Annotated in this window: 16 protein-coding genes; 9 read left to right on the top strand and 7 right to left on the bottom strand. The window is 40.3% G+C overall.

Translation table 11 applies throughout. From position 1 onward, the window contains the following. Window positions 1–93 precede the first annotated feature (93 nt). The 4 genes from WG954_RS16225 (at window position 94) to WG954_RS16210 (ending at window position 6,239) form a co-directional block, all read left to right on the top strand. Complete coding sequence (locus tag WG954_RS16225) at window positions 94–4,080, top strand: hybrid sensor histidine kinase/response regulator transcription factor (protein WP_340437767.1); 3,987 nt, start codon at window positions 94–96, stop codon at window positions 4,078–4,080. 453 nt (window positions 4,081–4,533) lie between these two features. Further along, window positions 4,534–5,415, top strand: coding sequence for a transglutaminase family protein (locus WG954_RS16220; RefSeq protein ID WP_340437765.1), 882 nt, complete (start codon window positions 4,534–4,536; stop codon window positions 5,413–5,415). Next, entirely contained in the window at window positions 5,408–5,746 is a 339-nt protein-coding gene (locus tag WG954_RS16215; protein ID WP_340437764.1) for a tRNA-binding protein, read from the top strand. The genes WG954_RS16220 and WG954_RS16215 overlap by 8 nt, the downstream gene beginning before the upstream one ends. Then, entirely contained in the window at window positions 5,739–6,239 is a 501-nt protein-coding gene (locus tag WG954_RS16210) for a methylated-DNA--[protein]-cysteine S-methyltransferase (RefSeq protein WP_340437763.1), read from the top strand. The genes WG954_RS16215 and WG954_RS16210 overlap by 8 nt, the downstream gene beginning before the upstream one ends. On the opposite strand, the gene WG954_RS16205 is transcribed toward WG954_RS16210, so the two are convergent. The 4 genes from WG954_RS16205 to WG954_RS16190 all read right to left on the bottom strand — a co-directional run bounded on the left by WG954_RS16205 (window position 6,240) and on the right by WG954_RS16190 (window position 10,309). After that, a complete protein-coding gene (locus WG954_RS16205) occupies window positions 6,240–6,725 on the bottom strand; it encodes a cytidine deaminase (protein WP_340437762.1) in 486 nt (161 codons plus the stop codon). A gap of 147 nt (window positions 6,726–6,872) precedes the next feature. Beyond that, the gene (locus WG954_RS16200; RefSeq protein WP_340437761.1) at window positions 6,873–8,420 is read right to left on the bottom strand and encodes a S26 family signal peptidase; all 1,548 of its coding nucleotides are present in this window, start codon (window positions 8,418–8,420) and stop codon (window positions 6,873–6,875) included. Between the two features lie 78 nt (window positions 8,421–8,498). After that, window positions 8,499–9,149, bottom strand: coding sequence for an alpha/beta fold hydrolase (locus tag WG954_RS16195; protein WP_340437760.1), 651 nt, complete (start codon window positions 9,147–9,149; stop codon window positions 8,499–8,501). Then, window positions 9,146–10,309: a sigma-54-dependent transcriptional regulator gene (locus WG954_RS16190; protein WP_340437759.1), complete on the bottom strand. Its 1,164-nt coding sequence runs from the start codon at window positions 10,307–10,309 to the stop codon at window positions 9,146–9,148. Before WG954_RS16190 ends, WG954_RS16195 begins: the two co-directional genes overlap by 4 nt. Before the next feature lie 69 nt (window positions 10,310–10,378). Here WG954_RS16190 and WG954_RS16185 point away from each other — a divergent pair, with 69 nt between their 5' ends. Then, a complete protein-coding gene (locus WG954_RS16185) occupies window positions 10,379–10,957 on the top strand; it encodes a DUF4846 domain-containing protein (RefSeq protein ID WP_340437758.1) in 579 nt (192 codons plus the stop codon). Beyond that, the gene (locus WG954_RS21655) at window positions 10,875–11,123 is read left to right on the top strand and encodes a DUF4846 domain-containing protein (RefSeq protein ID WP_445298457.1); all 249 of its coding nucleotides are present in this window, start codon (window positions 10,875–10,877) and stop codon (window positions 11,121–11,123) included. Before WG954_RS16185 ends, WG954_RS21655 begins: the two co-directional genes overlap by 83 nt. Window positions 11,124–11,601: 478 nt before the next feature. Here the strand turns inward: WG954_RS21655 and WG954_RS16180 are convergent, their stop codons facing one another. Next, window positions 11,602–12,585 carry a pyruvate dehydrogenase complex E1 component subunit beta gene (locus WG954_RS16180; RefSeq protein ID WP_340437757.1) on the bottom strand — a complete coding sequence of 328 codons (984 nt, stop codon included), beginning with the start codon at window positions 12,583–12,585 and terminating at the stop codon, window positions 11,602–11,604. A 136-nt stretch (window positions 12,586–12,721) separates the two neighbouring features. Here WG954_RS16180 and WG954_RS16175 point away from each other — a divergent pair, with 136 nt between their 5' ends. Next, window positions 12,722–14,056: a saccharopine dehydrogenase C-terminal domain-containing protein gene (locus WG954_RS16175; protein WP_340437756.1), complete on the top strand. Its 1,335-nt coding sequence runs from the start codon at window positions 12,722–12,724 to the stop codon at window positions 14,054–14,056. Here WG954_RS16175 and WG954_RS16170 read toward each other — a convergent pair. Next, window positions 14,053–14,529 (bottom strand): hypothetical protein, encoded by a 477-nt coding sequence (locus WG954_RS16170; RefSeq protein ID WP_340437755.1) that lies wholly within the window; start codon window positions 14,527–14,529, stop codon window positions 14,053–14,055. The genes WG954_RS16175 and WG954_RS16170 overlap by 4 nt on opposite strands. Before the next feature lie 30 nt (window positions 14,530–14,559). Continuing rightward, complete coding sequence (locus WG954_RS16165; RefSeq protein WP_324230849.1) at window positions 14,560–14,940, bottom strand: hypothetical protein; 381 nt, start codon at window positions 14,938–14,940, stop codon at window positions 14,560–14,562. A gap of 164 nt (window positions 14,941–15,104) precedes the next feature. On the opposite strand from WG954_RS16165, the gene WG954_RS16160 reads away from it, so the two are divergent. Further along, window positions 15,105–15,530: a hypothetical protein gene (locus WG954_RS16160; RefSeq protein ID WP_340437753.1), complete on the top strand. Its 426-nt coding sequence runs from the start codon at window positions 15,105–15,107 to the stop codon at window positions 15,528–15,530. A gap of 76 nt (window positions 15,531–15,606) precedes the next feature. After that, a complete protein-coding gene (locus tag WG954_RS16155; RefSeq protein ID WP_340437752.1) occupies window positions 15,607–17,007 on the top strand; it encodes a M64 family metallopeptidase in 1,401 nt (466 codons plus the stop codon). Window positions 17,008–17,086 lie beyond the last annotated feature (79 nt).

Raw genomic sequence — 17,086 nt, 5'->3', positions numbered from 1 at the left:
CGCAAATACTCCTGCATCTCCCGATTTCTTCTTATAACCTGTCTGCTAGTGTTACCTGCCCGTTTTTTGCACCCGCAAGTGAAGGGGCAAACTATGCTCTTCAATCATGTAACATTAGAACATGGCTTATCGAGCAATTCAGTTTTATCCATTACGCAAGACCACAAGGGGTTTCTTTGGTTTGGTACACGCATGGGTGTTAACCGCTACGATGGTACCCGGTTTAAACATTATCTCCACAACGACAAAGACAGCAATACCCTTAATAATAATAATGTACTTTCCCTTTTCTGCGATTCCCGCAACACCATCTGGGCGGGCACATCCTCCGGGCTTAACCGCTATAACGAAACAAAAGATTATTTCGAACGGATACCGCTAACCACAGGCACGCTTTATATCAGTTATATTTATGAAGACAGGAAAGGCACAATCTGGATTGGAAGTTCAGATGGTTTGTATGCCCTTGTCAACGGGCAACCAGATAAAAGAAAAATCTTCAGGGCAGGAAATGTCAATAGTATTGCAGGTAATAATGTAAGGACCCTATTTGAAGATCATAACGGTCATTTATGGGTGGGCAGTAACAATGGCCTTACACGAATGGTGCCACAAGCCAATGGCTATCGTTTCGAAAACTTTACGCATGATCCGGCCAATCCACGTTCGTTAAGTGCCAGGAATGTTACTGCAATTGCAGAAGATGCCAAACAGCAGTTGTGGATTGGCACATTGAACAACGGCATTAATTTATTTGATGCTGCTGCAAATTCTTTTACACGTTTTGGTAAAACAGGAAATAGCACTAGCGGACTGATCAATAATAATATCCGCATTATTACCACAACACGCAATGGTATGTTGTGGGTTGGTACACAGGAAGGATTAAGCATTATTGACCCGGTCACAAAAAACATACATTCTTATCAAAACGATCCCGGCAATAAAAAAAGTCTCAGTCAGAATTCTATTCACAGTTTGTACGAAGATGCCAACGGTTCAGTATGGATCGGCACTTACTTCGGCGGCGCAAATTCCACGTATCCCTACAGTACCAAATTTTCAGTTTTGCAAAATAATGCAAGCCGCACGAGCCTTGGTAATAATGTTGTGAGCAGTATTGTTGAAGACGGGCAACACAATTTATGGATGGGTACCGAAGGTGGTGGTTTAAATTATTACAACCGCAGCACCGGTTTGTTTACGGTTTATAAAAACGATATTAACGATGCGGCAAGTCTTGGTTCGAATTTGGTAAAGATTGTATTGGTGGATAAAGAACAAAACATCTGGTGTGGTACACATGGCGGTGGCTTAAATGTCCTCGACCGCAGACAAAATAAATTTAAACGTTACATGTATAAGGAAAATGATGCTGCTACACTGCATTCTGAAATCATCTCGCTGGTTGAAGATGACAACGAACGGCTATGGGTAGGATCAAATTCCGGTTTGCATCTGTTCAGTAAAAAAGGGATAGAGCTTACGCCCCTTTCGTTCAGTACAATAAATGGATTTGTAAACGGTATCACGGCAAGAACATTTTATAATGATGCACAAGGAGCAGTGTGGATTGGTGGTGCGCCTGGCTTGTATGTAGTGAATGGCAACAACATGAAAGAGCTGAACGATGATCTTTACATCAATACCATAACACAGGATAAGAAAGGAAATATATGGGCGGCACTAAGCTATGGCGGTATAGCAATGTATAACAGCAGTAACGGACAGTTTGTACGCTATACGGAGAAAGATGGTTTGCCCAATACAAATGTCATCAGTTTGCTGGAAGATGACAATGGTTTCTTTTGGCTCAGTACTGATAATGGATTGATCAAATACGATCCTGTTTTAAAAACAGCTCAAACCTATACAGTGAGCGATGGACTTGCAGGCAATGAATTTAATTACAACTCTTACCTCAGAGACAGCCGGGGTGAGTTTTTCTTTGGCGGCTATCATGGCATTACCAGCTTTTTTCCCGGCAATATTGAAACCAACAGCTATGTTGCCCCGGTTGTGTTTACGGGTTTGCGGCTATTCAATAATAATGTTGAAATTAATGGTGAAGACGGATTGCTTGATCGCAACATTAACCAAATGAAACGCATTGTGTTCACACACAAACAGAATGTATTTACAATTGAATTTGCGCTTCTGAATTTTATTAAAAGCAACAAAAATCAATACGCTTACAAACTCGAAGGCTTTGATAAAAACTGGAACAAAGTAACAACTGCTTCTGCCACATACACCAATCTCCCCTCAGGTACTTATACCTTCGTTGTAAAAGCTGCTAATAATGACGGCGTGTGGAGCCAGCCTGCATCAATTGAATTGAAAATACTTCCACCTTTTTGGCTTACATGGTGGGCCTATTGCATTTATATACTTGCTTTTGCGGCCATTTTATTTTTAGTGATTCGTTTCTTCTTTCTTCGTGCATTATTAAAGAAAGAAGATGAATTACACCAGGTGAAACTGAATTTTTTCACCAATGTATCGCATGAGATCCGTACACATCTTACGTTGATTATGGCACCTGTTGACAAACTGCTCGACAAAAAACAAAACGATGGGTTTGTTCAACAGCAATTAACCCAGGTAAAAACTAATGCCAACCGTCTACTAAAACTTGTAAGTGAACTGATGGATTTCCGAAAAGCAGAGACTAATCATTTAAACTTACGTTTTGAAAGGCACAACCTGATCCCCTTCCTTCAGGATATTTGCAGCAGCTTCCAGGAAATATCAGCAGCAAAGCATATTCATGTTTCCTTTATTCATGATGCTGAAGATATTCCTGTGTATTTTGACAAGGAACAGCTGGAGAAAGTGTTCTTTAACCTGTTGGCAAATGCATTTAAGTTCACGCATGAAGGTGGGCGAATTTCTTTAATGGTGGAACGGAAAGATAATAGGGTGAATATTTCTGTCACAGATAATGGTAAAGGTATTGCACCCGAATATCTGGATAAACTGTTTACCAATTTCTTCCAGGTGGCAGAACATGGCTTGCAAAACACAGGTTATGGAATTGGCTTGGCTTTGTCGAAAAATATAGTGGAGCTGCATAAAGGAACAATCGGCGTTGAGAGTGAACAATCGTTGAACGGAAAAGAAGGTCGAACTGTTTTCAAGGTTACATTACTGCAAGGCAATCGGCACTTCGAAACGCCTAATCTTACAGAAACAAATCCTGTTGTTAAAACAACGGTTATTGAATCTGTACCTGTTGAGGCAGCCCATCAGCCAATTACGACAGCAGAAACACCGAGAGAAAAACAATTCAGTATTTTAATTACAGAAGACAATGCGGAATTACGCAGCCTGGTTAAGGAAACATTCATTGATCAATACAATGTAATAGCCTGCGAAGATGGGCTGCAAGGATGGAACACTGCTGTTGAACTGATACCGGATCTCATCATCAGTGATGTGATGATGCCTGAGATGGATGGATTTACGCTTTGTACCAAATTAAAAACCGATGAGCGTACGAGTCATATACCTGTGATTTTACTTACTGCTAAAAGTTCGCAGGACGACCAGGTAAATGGATTGGAAACCGGTGCTGACATCTATATTACAAAACCATTCAGTAAAAAAATACTTGAACTGAATGTGCGTAACCTGCTGGCAGCACGTGAAAAACTGAGAGAAAAATTCAGTCAACAGATCATTGCAGCACCTGAAACAACCGCAACAACAGAAACAGTTGCTGATGCATTTGTAAATACTGTTGACAAAGAGTTTCTAACAAGAGTGATGCAGTTGGTGGATGAACATATGGATGATCCTGATTTTGGTGTAGAGAAACTGGCAAGAAAAGTGGCAATGAGTCCACCTATCCTTTACAAGAAGATCAAGGCCGTATCAAATATGTCGGTGAATGAATTTGTGAAATCATTGAGATTGAAGAAAGCTGCACAGCTGCTACAACAAACCGATATGACCGTTTATGAAGTGGCTTATAATGTTGGCTATAACGATCGTAAATACTTCAGCAGGGAGTTTAAAAAACAGTTTGGAAAAACTCCTAGTGAATACGCAGGTGTTAATAAAGACGAACAGCAATGAAACATCACAACCTTAGAATAAAACTGATCAAATAAAAAATCCCCCGTTATCCGGGGGATTTTTATGCTGCTTCAAAATTATTCTGTTTCTTATCCGTTCTCTTAAGGTACAGAAGCCAGCTTGGTTGGTTCATAGGGCCAGGATTCAAAAACAGGCCTTCATTGGATTTAAAGTGGCTTTCGCCGATTGGTTTTTCGGTATTGGATTACTGTTGGTCATGCAAGAATACTTCAGTTAAATTGTCTTATGAACAATTGTATATGCTTTGTTTCAAAAATTCGTGCTAACCTCAGTCATGACTAAGTGATACTACCTAATAGAGGTATTTTTCCGCTGCATCAGCCTCCAACTTTATTCATTCACACTGTTGTGAACAACTTTTTTTAGTAATGTTCAACAGTTTTTGCAATTTAAAATCCAGATTTACAGCGTTAGATTACCGAAACCCATGTAATGGAACAAACAAAAGAAATAGCCGCCCTTCTCCACCTCATTGACGATCCCGATGATGAAGTGTATTCACAAGTGAGTGAAAAAATCATTTCACTTGGTAAGGAGATCATCCCTAACCTTGAACATTTATGGGAAACAACGGCTGATGAATATACGCAGGAGCGTATTGAAATGCTCATCCATAGCCTTCATTTCCGTGATTTGCAAATGGACCTGAAAGCATGGGCAAATGATAAAGAACACGATCTGTTCACCGGTGCTTTGCTCGTAAGTCGCTATCAATATCCCGATCTTAACCTGCTCACATATTACCAGGAGCTCGAGAAAATGCGCAGGAACGTGTGGCTTGAGCTCAATAGTTTTCTTACTTCTCTTGAGAAAGTGAATGTGCTTAACAATATTCTTTTCAATTACTACAAGATCAAAGGCACAGAGATCAATTATAGTCACCCTGATGATTTTCTTGTTCATAAACTGGTGGAAGTGAAAAAAGGCAATGCCATACCGATTGGCATTTTGCTTCTTTCAATGGCAAGCCTGCTTGATATTAATCTGTACATGATCAACATCCCACGCCAGTTTATACTGGCTTACTTTGATGATGATCCGGAAAATAATACCAACAGTGAATTTCCGCCTGAACATATCCAGTTTTATATGGATGGAGCTTCCGGACAAATTTTTTCGCACAAGGATGTTGAAACATATTTCAAACGCATCAGCGTACCTCCTACTGCTTCTTATTTCAAACCACTTAACAACAAACGCATCATACAACGTATGCTGGAAGAATATGCAAAGTGTTTTGACAATGAAAAGAATGCCTATAAGAAAAACGATCTTCTCTCACTTGCCGCACAATTAAATGAATCGGATGAGTGAATTGATTACATGGACCGATTTTGAAAAAGTAGAAATTTGTGCAGGCACTGTTATTGAAGTAACTGATTTCCCCAATGCAAGAAAACCTGCTTATCAAATAACCATTGATTTTGGTGAACACGGTATTAAGCGTTCATCGGCACAAATAACACATCATTATAACAAAGAAGAGTTGATCGGAAAACAGATCGTTGCTGTTATAAACTTCCCCGTAAAACAAATTGCTAATTTCTTCAGCGAGTGTTTGGTATTGGGTGTGTATGACGAAAACAAAGAAGTTATTTTGCTAACACCGGATAAGAAGGTTCAAAACGGAGGAAGAATTGGCTGACGAATTACTTCATACTGTTTATTACAATTCACCTATAGGTACAATTTTATTAGAGTCGGAAGATGAACACTTGACTACTGTATCGTTTCGTGATGACATCTCGGTTGCAGAAACAGCAAACACAACATCGTCTGTTCTGAAAGCAACTATCAACCAATTAGATGAATACTTTGCAGGAAGAAGGAAGCAGTTTGATCTGCCACTTCAGCCTGCAGGCACGGCGTTTCAACAAAAAGTATGGGATCAACTCATGAAGCTACCATACGCCGAAACGGTTACTTATCTGCACATGGCCAAACGTTTGGGGAATGTAAAAAGCATTCGTGCTGCAGCATCGGCTAATGGAAAGAACCCGATTGGTATTATTATTCCATGCCATCGAGTAGTTGGTGCTGATGGAAAGTTAACCGGCTATGCGGGTGGACTTCACCGTAAGCAATGGTTACTAGAGCATGAAGCTAAAATGGCGGGCAAATCTTCTTCCCTTTTCTGATTATTTCAGATCTGTACTTGTAAACGATAATGGCAACAGCATTGCTGCGTCGGGTATGATGTATACCTTACCATGCATGCCACCCAATATTAGCCGTGTCGGCTGTTTGGTCTTTTCTTTAAACTCCTGCAATGCCTGGCGACAAATGCCACAGGGAGAAATGGGATGATTACTTTCGCCATTGTTGTTGAAATAGCTGATAGCAATCGACTCAATGGGCATTTTGGGATAAAGCGAAGAAATAGAAGCCAACACTACACGCTCAGCACAAAGACCGGCGGGAAAAGAAGCGTTCTCCTGGTTACTACCGGCAACGATCTCTCCATTATTAAGTTTGGCCACTGCTCCTACCTGGAAACGGGAATAAGGTGCATACGCATGTTGAGTTACTTCCCTCGCCTCATCAAGCAGCCACTTATCTTCTTCTGTGAGGTCGTCTATTGAATCGTACACCTCGTACTCGAAATGATACTCGTGTTTATCCATGATCACATATTTAAATACCGAACTTTCATCCGGCATTTTACCTCATCAGATACTTTGGCAAGAACCGTTCAGAAAAGGTAAAAGACAAAAAATCCCCCGAACATGTCGGAGGATCCATCATAAAAGCTCGGTATCAAATATAAGGTTTTATTTAATTGAACGGAAAATCCTCTTCCAGCGTGGCCCGCCGTCCCAACTAAAGAAAATGAGCGATGCTTTACCTACCACATGATCTTCCGGCACAAAGCCCCAATAGCGGCTGTCGAGGGAGTTATGACGGTTATCACCCATCAACCAATAATAACTCATCTTGAATGTGTAGCTGTTGGCAGGCTGACCGTTGAGAATGAACTTGCCACCTTTCATTTCAAAATCATTGTGCTCATATGTGCGGATGACACGTTCATAGCGGCTATAAATTTCAGGAGTAAGCTGGATAGTTGCTCCTTTTTTAGGGATATATAATGGTCCGAAGTTGTCAAGTGTCCATTTGCAATAAGTAGTATCGTTAGGAAACACATCGCCCCCCATTGTTGGGCCATTATTTGAATAAGTTGATACAAATGGTGCAATCGAATCTACGTAAGGCAACTTGCGGAAAATATCGAACTGTTCCTGGGTAAGGAATATCTCGTACACATTATTACCCAGGCCGGGAGCCTGTGTTACTTCACGCAAACTTTCCCTGATGCCATATTCTTCTTCAAGCATGGTATAATCAAGTGGCTGCCCTTTTGTTCTTAAGTAATAATTTGTTTGAACACCTTTTGGAATATCGTTCACTTTGCCATTGATATACACTACTCCATTTTTTATTTCAAGCGTATCTCCAGCAACCGCAACAGCACGTTTAATAAAGTTCTCACGCTTATCAACGGGACGAGTGATGATGATATCACCGTAATCATTCCAGATACGGTTTCTGTCGCCACCGGCCATCTGAATCGCATCGTAATAAGTTACTTTCGATCCGAAATTTACTTCGTCGTTAATAACGGTGTCGCCTACTGGCAAGTTAAACACCACCACATCATTCCGCTTAACCGGTTTTGCAAACCAACGGCGGTAATCAAGCTTAATCCATTCGAGGTATGATTTGGTTTTGATTCCCGGAAATGTGTGATGCACTAATGGGAAAGCTAATGGAGTGTTTGGTACACGTGTACCATAGGCTGTTTTACTTACAAACAAAAAGTCATTTACCAGTAACGAACGTTCCATAGATGGCGTTGGAATCACATAGGCTTCAAACACAAACATTCTAATTAAACCGGCAGCTACAATAGCAAATATGGCGGCGTCAATCCACTCACGAATGGTAGATTTTTTATGTTTGTGAGCAGTATCAGCTCCTAAATATTTGTCTGTGCTGTTAAAACCTATATAGCTGAAGTAAAGAATTGGTACCAGTACAGTTAACGTATGTTCCCAAAAAGAAAACTTTCCAAACGTTTTTACAAAATCGATCAATATAGCAATGGTGATGAACCATCCCACGATTGGAATAAACTGCAGGTAAAACCAGTAACGTTTCATCCCTGCCAGCTCAACCATGATCCATACGTTGTAAAAAGGCACAAATGCTTTCCATCCTTCCACACCGGCTTTTTTAAACATGCCATATAAGCCAATAGCAGGTAACAAAACCAGGAAAAGGTTGATGTAAAAAATCCAAAGAAACTCGTTTAAAGACATGCTCTCTTTTTTTAATGCTCACAAAAGTAAGGGTTTCGGTTTTGCAGCCCGAATTGCCCCTGAAATATTCTGTATCTGTTAACTACGTTTTAGTTCATCGGAGATAATACGACTGATCTTCTCAGCTTTATTAAATACCATAAAATGTCCGCCTTTATCAACTACATAATCAGCCTTCACATACCTGATCGGGAACAGTTTATCGGCATTTCCATGGATATGTAGGCAATTAGCAGGAATTGTTACATTGTTCCAGTTCACAATTTGATGAATGGCCCACTTGAGATATTGTTTATTAACAGTTTCTCTGAAATGATTGGCCAGCATCTTCTCAGGCTTTGTATGCGTACCCAGGAAATAATTTTCGATTGGGTAAAGCAAAGGATGAGGTTGTGGCTTGATGAGTTGATGTAGTTTTAGCTTGCCCGCAGTACGCATCCACCAAGGTTCTTCATTTCTTGTTTTAACAGATGAGATAAGGATAAGTTTTTTTACATTGATCAGCTTTGTTAATTCAATAGCCAGCATGCCACCAAATGACAAACCAATAATGATAGGTTCAGGTTCTGTAATGAAACTGCTCATACGTTTGGCATAATCAGCAAACGACTCATTCGGCTCAGGATCTATCCATTTGATATAATGAAGTTCATAACCCGGCAACTGAAGCCGGGCGAAAGCCCGTTCATCGGCTCCTAAACCGCTGATGCAATAAATTGATTGGCTCATGCCCTTGGAATCACAAAATTGTAGACATCTTCTTCGGAAATAACTTTTCCTGAAAGGATAACAAGACGCTCCATTACATTCCTGAACTCACGGATATTACCGCTCCAGTTATGTTTCTGCAATGCTTCAACTGCTTTTTTGTCGATTGCTTTTTTCGCCTGTCCGTAATCGTCAGCAACCTGTTGCAGAAAATGATCGGCCAGTAACGGAATATCTTCTCTACGTTCGTTCAATGAAGGAACATGAATAATGATGACACTTAAACGATGGTAAAGATCAAGACGGAAATTTTTTGCTTCCACTTCCTTCAACAAATCTTTATTTGTTGCAGCGATCACACGCACATCAACAGTAATATCTTTTTCACCACCCACACGTGTGATCTTGCTTTCCTGCAATGCACGCAACACTTTCGCTTGTGCAGTTAAACTCATATCACCGATCTCATCCAGAAACAGTGTTCCGCCATTTGCCTGTTCAAACTTGCCAATTCGCTGTTTAATGGCTGAGGTAAACGATCCTTTCTCATGACCAAACAATTCACTTTCGATCAATTCGCCTGGAATAGCAGCGCAATTCACTTCAACAATTGGCCCGTTAGCTCTGTTGCTTTTTTCATGCATCCATCTCGCCACTAATTCTTTACCTGAACCATTTTCACCGGTAATCAGCACACGTGCATCTGTAGGTGCAACTTTTTCAATCGTGTCTTTTATTTTTTTCAAGGCACTGCTCTCACCAATCATCTCCTGCACCTTACTCACCTTGCGTTTCAGCACCTTTGTTTCCGTTACAAGCGTTTGCTTATCCATTGCATTGCGGATGGTGATGAGCAACCTGTTTAAATCCGGTGGCTTGGCTACATAATCAAATGCTCCTTTTTTCACTGCTTCTACAGCTGTTTCAATTGTGCCGTGACCTGAGATCATAATGATCGGCACATCCGGATTGATCTCTTTTGCTTTTTCTAAAAATTCAAGACCATCTACTTTGGGCATCTTGATATCGCACAAAACAACATCGTATGTTTTTTCTCTGATCTTCTTTAATCCTTCATCACCATTCTCTGCATCATCAATTTTATAACCTTCATAAGAAAGAATTTCACCTAATGTTTTCCTGATTGCTTTCTCATCGTCGATAATTAATATGTGACTCATACGGTTTAACAGGTTCTTTTATGGAATTTTTTTTGAATTGCTTCAAAGCTAACCAAAAACCATGCAAGTATGTATGCAGCTGCTTTTTTCTTTCTTAGTGTCTGCTTTGTAGTAGCACCACAGTTTAAAACAGATAAAGTTGTCGCTGAATATACTCCCCCAAAACATATTAAGGATATTCCTTTGCCTGATGATTATGAACGATTGCATTTACAGGAAAACAGTTTTGGTAATTTTCTACGTCAACAATCTTTAAAAAACGATAAGACAGTTTACCTGTACAATGGTCGGCCGAAATACAATCAAACTGCTCAATACGCAGTGTTGAATATATCGGTAGGACAAAAAGATCTGCAACAATGTGCCGATGCTGTGATGCGGCTACGTGCTGAGTATCTCAAACAGCAGCAGAAGTCAATTTGCTTCTCAGACAACGCCAACAAGAAATATTGCTGGCAACAATACAAGAATCGGGGCTGGCAAGGTTACCTTGAAACTGTGTTCGGTATGTGTGGTACCATTTCACTTGAAAAGGAATTAAAACAAGGACTGGAAAAATTTAGCTGTGGGCGATGTGCTGATAAAAGGTGGTTCACCAGGCCATGCAGTCATTATCATGGATATCGCAAGACACAGAAGCTCGGGTAAAATTATATTCCTGCTGGCCCAAAGTTACATGCCGGCACAGGATATTCGTGTACTTCAGAATTTGAATGATAAAAGGCTAAGTCCATGGTATCGAGAGCCTTTAAGTGACAGAATAGCTACTCCCGAATGGACATTCTACGCTACCCAACTACGTAGCTGGCGTTAAAACAGCTTCGGTAATTACCGAAAGAAAATACAGGTTTTCTCCGATTGTTTTTGAATGGGATGATGTTTACTTTTGATACGTACCAAAACCAATCCCTATGAAGTTAAGTTCAATCTCTACGCAGCCGGCCTGGAAGATCGCTGTTAAGATTTCAGCTTTAGGCCTCTCACTTGTATGTATTACTTACGGCTTTGTCTGGTTGCTTTTAAGCACCCTGCGTCTGTTTGTTGAAGGACTGATGCCGTAGTATACTTAGCTTCCACATAATTGTAATTCCGCAATGCGGCTGACTCCCCTTTGCGTTAAAAAAAAGAAAGCCGGATAGAAATCCAGCTTCGTTTAAAATCCAATATCCTATGAAAAACCGTGGCAAATATGCTGCAATTCTTTCGAATAAAAAATTATACAGACATTTATTTGTCCAGTAATGCAAAAAGCCGATCATATTGACCGGCTTTAAAGCATTATTTCTAATTTCTTATTTCTTCATATACATCACTTCCTTTACCAGCTTCACAGTGCGAGGCACATCAGGCAGGTAGCCACCCACTAAAGTTGGTGCGTAGTGCATAGGGGCATCTGCACTTGTGATACGACGAATGGGCGCATCAAGATAGTCAAACCCTTCTTTCTGAATACGATAGGCAATTTCAGATGAAATTGAAGCGAAAGGCCATTGCTCTTCAACAATCACCAGGCGATTTGTTTTCTTAACGCTCTCAAGTATGGTAAACCAATCCAACGGACGTACTGTGCGCAAATCGATTACTTCAGCTTCAATACCTTCTTTTGCCAATTCTTCAGCAGCATTAAGCGCTACTTTCATCATTTTATTGTAAGAAACTATTGTTACGTCACGACCCGAACGTTTTACATCAGCTTTACCTATTTCAATAATGTATTCGCCTTCAGGTACATCACCTTTGTCGCCATAACATACTTCGCACTCCATAAAAACAACCGGGTCGTTATCACGGATGGCGGCTTTCAGCAAGCCTTTGGCATCATATGGGTTAGAGGGAGAAATTACTTTCAATCCCGGAATGTTGGCATAATAGCTTTCAAAAGCAGTTGAGTGCTGAGCACCTAACTGACCTGCAGAACCATTTGGTCCACGGAAAACGATAGGGCAACCTACCTGTCCACCACTCATTGCCAGCATTTTTGACGCTGTATTAAGGATCTGGTCCAAGGCCAAAGCAGCAAAGTTCCATGTCATAAATTCAACGATTGGGCGTAAGCCATTTTGTGCAGCACCTACGGCAATGGCAGCAAAACCAAGCTCAGAAATTGGCGTGTCAATTACACGCTTTTCACCAAACTCATCGAGCATACCCTGGCTTACTTTATAGGCACCGTTGTATTCGGCAACTTCTTCACCCAGCAAAAATACTTTCTCGTCTCTGCGCATTTCCTCTTGCATGGCTTCACGCAATGCTTCACGCATGGCAATTGTTCTCATTGAAATAGCTTTGTTTTTAAAGTGGGGCAAATTTATTGATAGAAGGCCAAACACCCAAAACTGATTCAGCCAATAATTAGCATATGGTTATTTGCAAATTCTCACCTTACTTTATATTTCTTAAAAATTATTTTGATTGAAAACGATTCTTGTATTTGGCGCAGGTAAATCTGCAACAGTTTTAATTGATTATCTGAAAACAACTGTTAGCGAAAAAAACTGGAAACTGATTGTGGCAGATGCTAATGCTGAACAGGCCAAAGCAAAATTGGGTGATGCTCCCAACACCGAAGCGATTGAAGTAAATGTAACAGATGCTGATGAACGCCGCATGCTCATCGAATCATCTGATCTTGTGATCTCCCTCCTGCCTCCTTTTTTGCATATTCATGTAGTGAAAGATTGTGTGGCTATTGGACGAACTCTGCTTAATGCATCGTATGTGGATGATGCTATCAGAAACCTCGAAGCAGAAATACGAAGCAAAGAATTATTGTTTTTATGTGAAATGGGGCTCGACCCTGGTATTGATCACATGAGTGCTATGCAGTTGTTTGATGAGATAAGAGAAAGAGGCGGGAACATTACATCGTTTAAATCGCACTGCGGAGGTTTGGTTGCACCGGAAAGTGATGACAATCCCTGGCACTATAAAATAAGCTGGAACCCTCGCAACATTGTAATGGCCGGTCATGCCGGTGCTGCTTATAAAGAGAACGGCCAACTTGTACAGAGAACATACAACGAAGTGTTTGAGAACTGCCAGGAAATTGTTCTAGATGAGTTGCCGGCTTTTGCATGGTATCCCAACCGGGACTCATTAAGTTATATGCCCTTGTATGGATTAGAAAATACCAGCACATTTATCCGCACAACTTTACGCTATGCTGATTTCTGTAAAGGCTGGGATGTTATTGTTGATCTTGATCTCACGAATGAACAGGATCAAGCATTGATAAGTAAAAGCAAAACATATCGTGAATGGCTAGATGCAAAGCTTCAGCAAATTGAAGGCAGAGAACTAAGCCTGCGTATGTATCTTGAATTGTATGTGAAAGAAGCTGATCATGACATTATCCTTGAACAATTTGCATTTCTTGAACTGGATGGTCATGAAAACTTACCGGCAAATGCGAAGTGCAGTGCAGATATCCTTCAATCAAAGGTTGAACAAAAACTTGCTTTACAACCAAGTGACAAAGACATGATCGTAATGTTGCATGAGATAGCTTATGAACTGAATGGTGAAATAAAAACAATCAACAGCAGTTTAGTCGTTGAAGGTGAAGACAGCTTGCGTACCGCCATGGCAAAAACAGTAGGTTTACCATTGGGCATTGCTGCAAAACTTATACTTGAAGAAAAAATAAAACTGAAAGGCCTGCATATTCCAACCCGCAAAGAAATTTATATACCTGTGTTAGAAGAATTAAAACAACACGGCATTGTGTTTAACGAAAAGAGAAACTAAGTAGTTTTCTCAAATGCATCCCGTTCAACATCCAAAAGTTCATATTCCTTATTTGCAAGAATCAGTTTGCGGGATTTATAAACTTGTATCCAGTACAGAACAAAACAAACAAGCCAAATTAAGGGTACCACTATTCTTAATTCTTCGATGGGAATGAGCGATGCAAAATTTAAAATCAGGGATGAAATACCTATCGCACGTGTAGGATATAATTCATTAGTTGGAATGCCCAGACGTTGAAACTCCGCAGCGAATGAAGCAGATAAACGATTTACTACAACAAAAGCCCAATAGACATTAAACAGAGGTATCAACTGAAACCATATATCATTTGGTGCCAACTTCCTGCTGTTTTGCGAAATAGCCTCAAATGCTAAATATTGCCCATACAGGAACATGATAAAAATGGCTAACAGAAGTGCTATTTTCAAAAAAGGCAGATCAAAAAAGCTAAAGCGATAAACATCAAGCATATGAACAATCAAAAAAAAATCGACGTATGGTTATTTCACATCCACCAAAAAACTTCCAAGATCAACCACATCTCCCTCTCCCATCCTGAACTGCTGCAGGTCTTCAATGCTCAGTTCTTCTAATACTTTGGTGGTGTAAACGGGTTTGCCATTTTTCATGATCATGAAATAAAAATCGGGCCTGGCTTCATTAAACGCTGCATCATTTACAAAAGCATCATGTGCAAAAGCAATGCGTATGTGGCCATCAGCATCCAAACGGCTTTCACCTAAGAAATCATCATCAGCAATATCACGATCATATAGTCTTACGGTAAAATCATCGCCATGTAAAGGAGCATCATCTCCCTTCTCTATAAATCGGGCAGTAACGACAAGATCCGGCTCTTTGTTAAGTGTAAAATCGCTCATAGTGCATTTTTGTTTGGGTAAACAATGTGGTGAAATACAGTATTTTTACACGGTTACATAACGCATGCCGCATGAAAGCGCCACATCATAAATATACTTTCTTTTTACAATTGCTCCTTTGCTTTTTTCTTATTTCTGCAAACTACAGCTGTAATAGAAAACAAATGATGGCATTATCATCAAATGAAGAAAAAAAGACAAGTGATAACCCTCAGCTACTATACCTGACTATCGAATCCACTATTGATTCTGTTACAGGCAACCCAAACATGAAGATCATTCAGCAACAACTTGTAAATGGAGAATTAAAAGGAGATGCTGATCCAACATCCAAACCCGGCGACTGGCAAATTTCTCTGCTCGACAGGAAAGGCAAACGTATAGATTCGCTCATTGTTGAAGATCCACATATCCGGGATATGGAGTATGTAAATGACAAGGGTGAGTTTGCAATACGAAAAATTCAGTATATCAGAACTGAAGTGCCGTTCAGGTTCAACTACTCTTCAGCTGTAAAGGAAATTGAAGTAATAGAGATAACGGGAGATTTGAACAATAAACCACTCTTTCGTTCAGTACTGATTTTATAATTTTTATCCGAGAAGCAACGTCTGTCCTGTCGATCGAATCAATTCTGTGTGACCAATTACCAAACAAACTGAGCACATGAAAAGTTTTACGAACCTTATAATCTTCCTCTTCCTCTCTTCAACTGCAACAGCACAGGTATTTACGGTTGATACCATCAGTAAAACCGGTCCATTAGAAAAACGTATCAATCTTGTTTATCTTGCCGATGGTTATACTGCCGGCGAGCAAGCCAAATTCATAAACGATGTTATCAGCATTAACGACAAACTCTTCAACACAGTTCCTATAAAAGAATACAAAAACTATTTTAATGTATTTGCGATCAGGGTTATTTCGATAGAAAGCGGCGTAAAACACCCAATCACCGCAAGCGATTGCCCATCTGCTGCCACACATCCTCAATCAAATCCAAATAATTATTTTGGAACAACTTTCGATGCAGGTAACATTCATCGTTTAGTTGTGCCATCAGGCTATGCCAATATCAATTCTGTACTTGCCACCAATTTCCCTTTATATGATCATGCATTTATTGTGGCAAACACAAGTTTCTATGGTGGCTCCGGCGGAACCGTCGCAACAAGTACTACGCACACCAACGCAGCCGAAATTATGATCCATGAAATAGGTCATTCGTTTGCCAGACTGGCTGATGAATATTGGGCAGGCCCACAATACGCACTTGAAAAACCAAACATGACTGCACAAAGCAGCCCGGCTTTGGTAAAATGGAAAAATTGGATCGGCGCACCCGGCATTGGTGTTCATCAGCATACCGGTGGAGCCGGCTGGTATAAACCAACAACTGGAGGCACTTGCAAAATGGAGGCACTGGGTACTGCTTTTTGCAGTGTATGTAAAGAGACATTTGTTGAACGGATACATGAACTATCCTCACCTCTTGATAGTTATTCACCTTCAAATGCAACAACATTCAACGTTTACAGTACAGTTGGTTTTAAGTTAAACCTGCTGCAGCCTCTTCCCAACACATTAAAAGTTCGTTGGTTGGTTAATACGGAGGAGAAAGCATTGAACACCGATACATTTACTTTACTGCAAGGCAGCTTGGTAAATGGAAATTATACTTTGCTTGCTACTGTTGCAGATACAACGCAACTATCACGTGCCGATAATCATTTAACCATTCACACAACAAACATCAGTTGGCAAGTAAGTATGATAACTGGTGTGCAGGAACCTGATGTATTCAGAGCCAGTTTAAAAATATTCCCGAACCCATTCAGCGAAAGCCTGGTGTTGCAATACAAATTGGAACGAAGATCAGCAGTGAGTGTGCAATTGATCTCCATGAATGGAACCAGCACACACCTGATCCAGGAAAAAAATCAACCCGCCGGCTCTTATTCAATTCCTTTCACACTAAATAAATATCAACTGGCTGAAGGTGTTTATACAATTGTGTTCAAGATCAATGGAGCAACCATTGCAAAAGAATTGATCAAACTGCAATAAAAAAGCACAAAGAAAAAATCTTTGTGCTTAAAGTATTTAGTGAACAGTTCCCTCATTCTTCGGGATGACAACTTCATTG

This window comes from Lacibacter sp. H375 (genome assembly GCF_037892425.1).
Classification (GTDB): domain Bacteria; phylum Bacteroidota; class Bacteroidia; order Chitinophagales; family Chitinophagaceae; genus Lacibacter.
Note: the sequence above shows the minus strand (reverse complement) of the source record. Positions and strands in the feature narration are given on the sequence as shown.

Bases quoted from the DNA above. Each gene is read 5' to 3' on its own strand.
- WG954_RS16185 (WP_340437758.1), top strand. From the start codon at position 10,379: ATGTATGCAGCTGCTTTTTTCTTTCTTAGTGTCTGCTTTGTAGTAGCA.
- WG954_RS16155 (WP_340437752.1), top strand. From the start codon at position 15,607: ATGAAAAGTTTTACGAACCTTATAATCTTCCTCTTCCTCTCTTCAACT.
- WG954_RS16180 (WP_340437757.1), bottom strand. From the start codon at position 12,585: ATGAGAACAATTGCCATGCGTGAAGCATTGCGTGAAGCCATGCAAGAG.
- WG954_RS16220 (WP_340437765.1), top strand. From the start codon at position 4,534: ATGGAACAAACAAAAGAAATAGCCGCCCTTCTCCACCTCATTGACGAT.
- WG954_RS16190 (WP_340437759.1), bottom strand. From the start codon at position 10,309: ATGAGTCACATATTAATTATCGACGATGAGAAAGCAATCAGGAAAACA.
- WG954_RS16215 (WP_340437764.1), top strand. From the start codon at position 5,408: ATGAGTGAATTGATTACATGGACCGATTTTGAAAAAGTAGAAATTTGT.
- WG954_RS16170 (WP_340437755.1), bottom strand. From the start codon at position 14,529: ATGCTTGATGTTTATCGCTTTAGCTTTTTTGATCTGCCTTTTTTGAAA.
- WG954_RS16205 (WP_340437762.1), bottom strand. From the start codon at position 6,725: ATGGATAAACACGAGTATCATTTCGAGTACGAGGTGTACGATTCAATA.
- WG954_RS16225 (WP_340437767.1), top strand. From the start codon at position 94: ATGCTCTTCAATCATGTAACATTAGAACATGGCTTATCGAGCAATTCA.
- WG954_RS16195 (WP_340437760.1), bottom strand. From the start codon at position 9,149: ATGAGCCAATCAATTTATTGCATCAGCGGTTTAGGAGCCGATGAACGG.
- WG954_RS16200 (WP_340437761.1), bottom strand. From the start codon at position 8,420: ATGTCTTTAAACGAGTTTCTTTGGATTTTTTACATCAACCTTTTCCTG.
- WG954_RS16160 (WP_340437753.1), top strand. From the start codon at position 15,105: ATGATGGCATTATCATCAAATGAAGAAAAAAAGACAAGTGATAACCCT.
- WG954_RS16165 (WP_324230849.1), bottom strand. From the start codon at position 14,940: ATGAGCGATTTTACACTTAACAAAGAGCCGGATCTTGTCGTTACTGCC.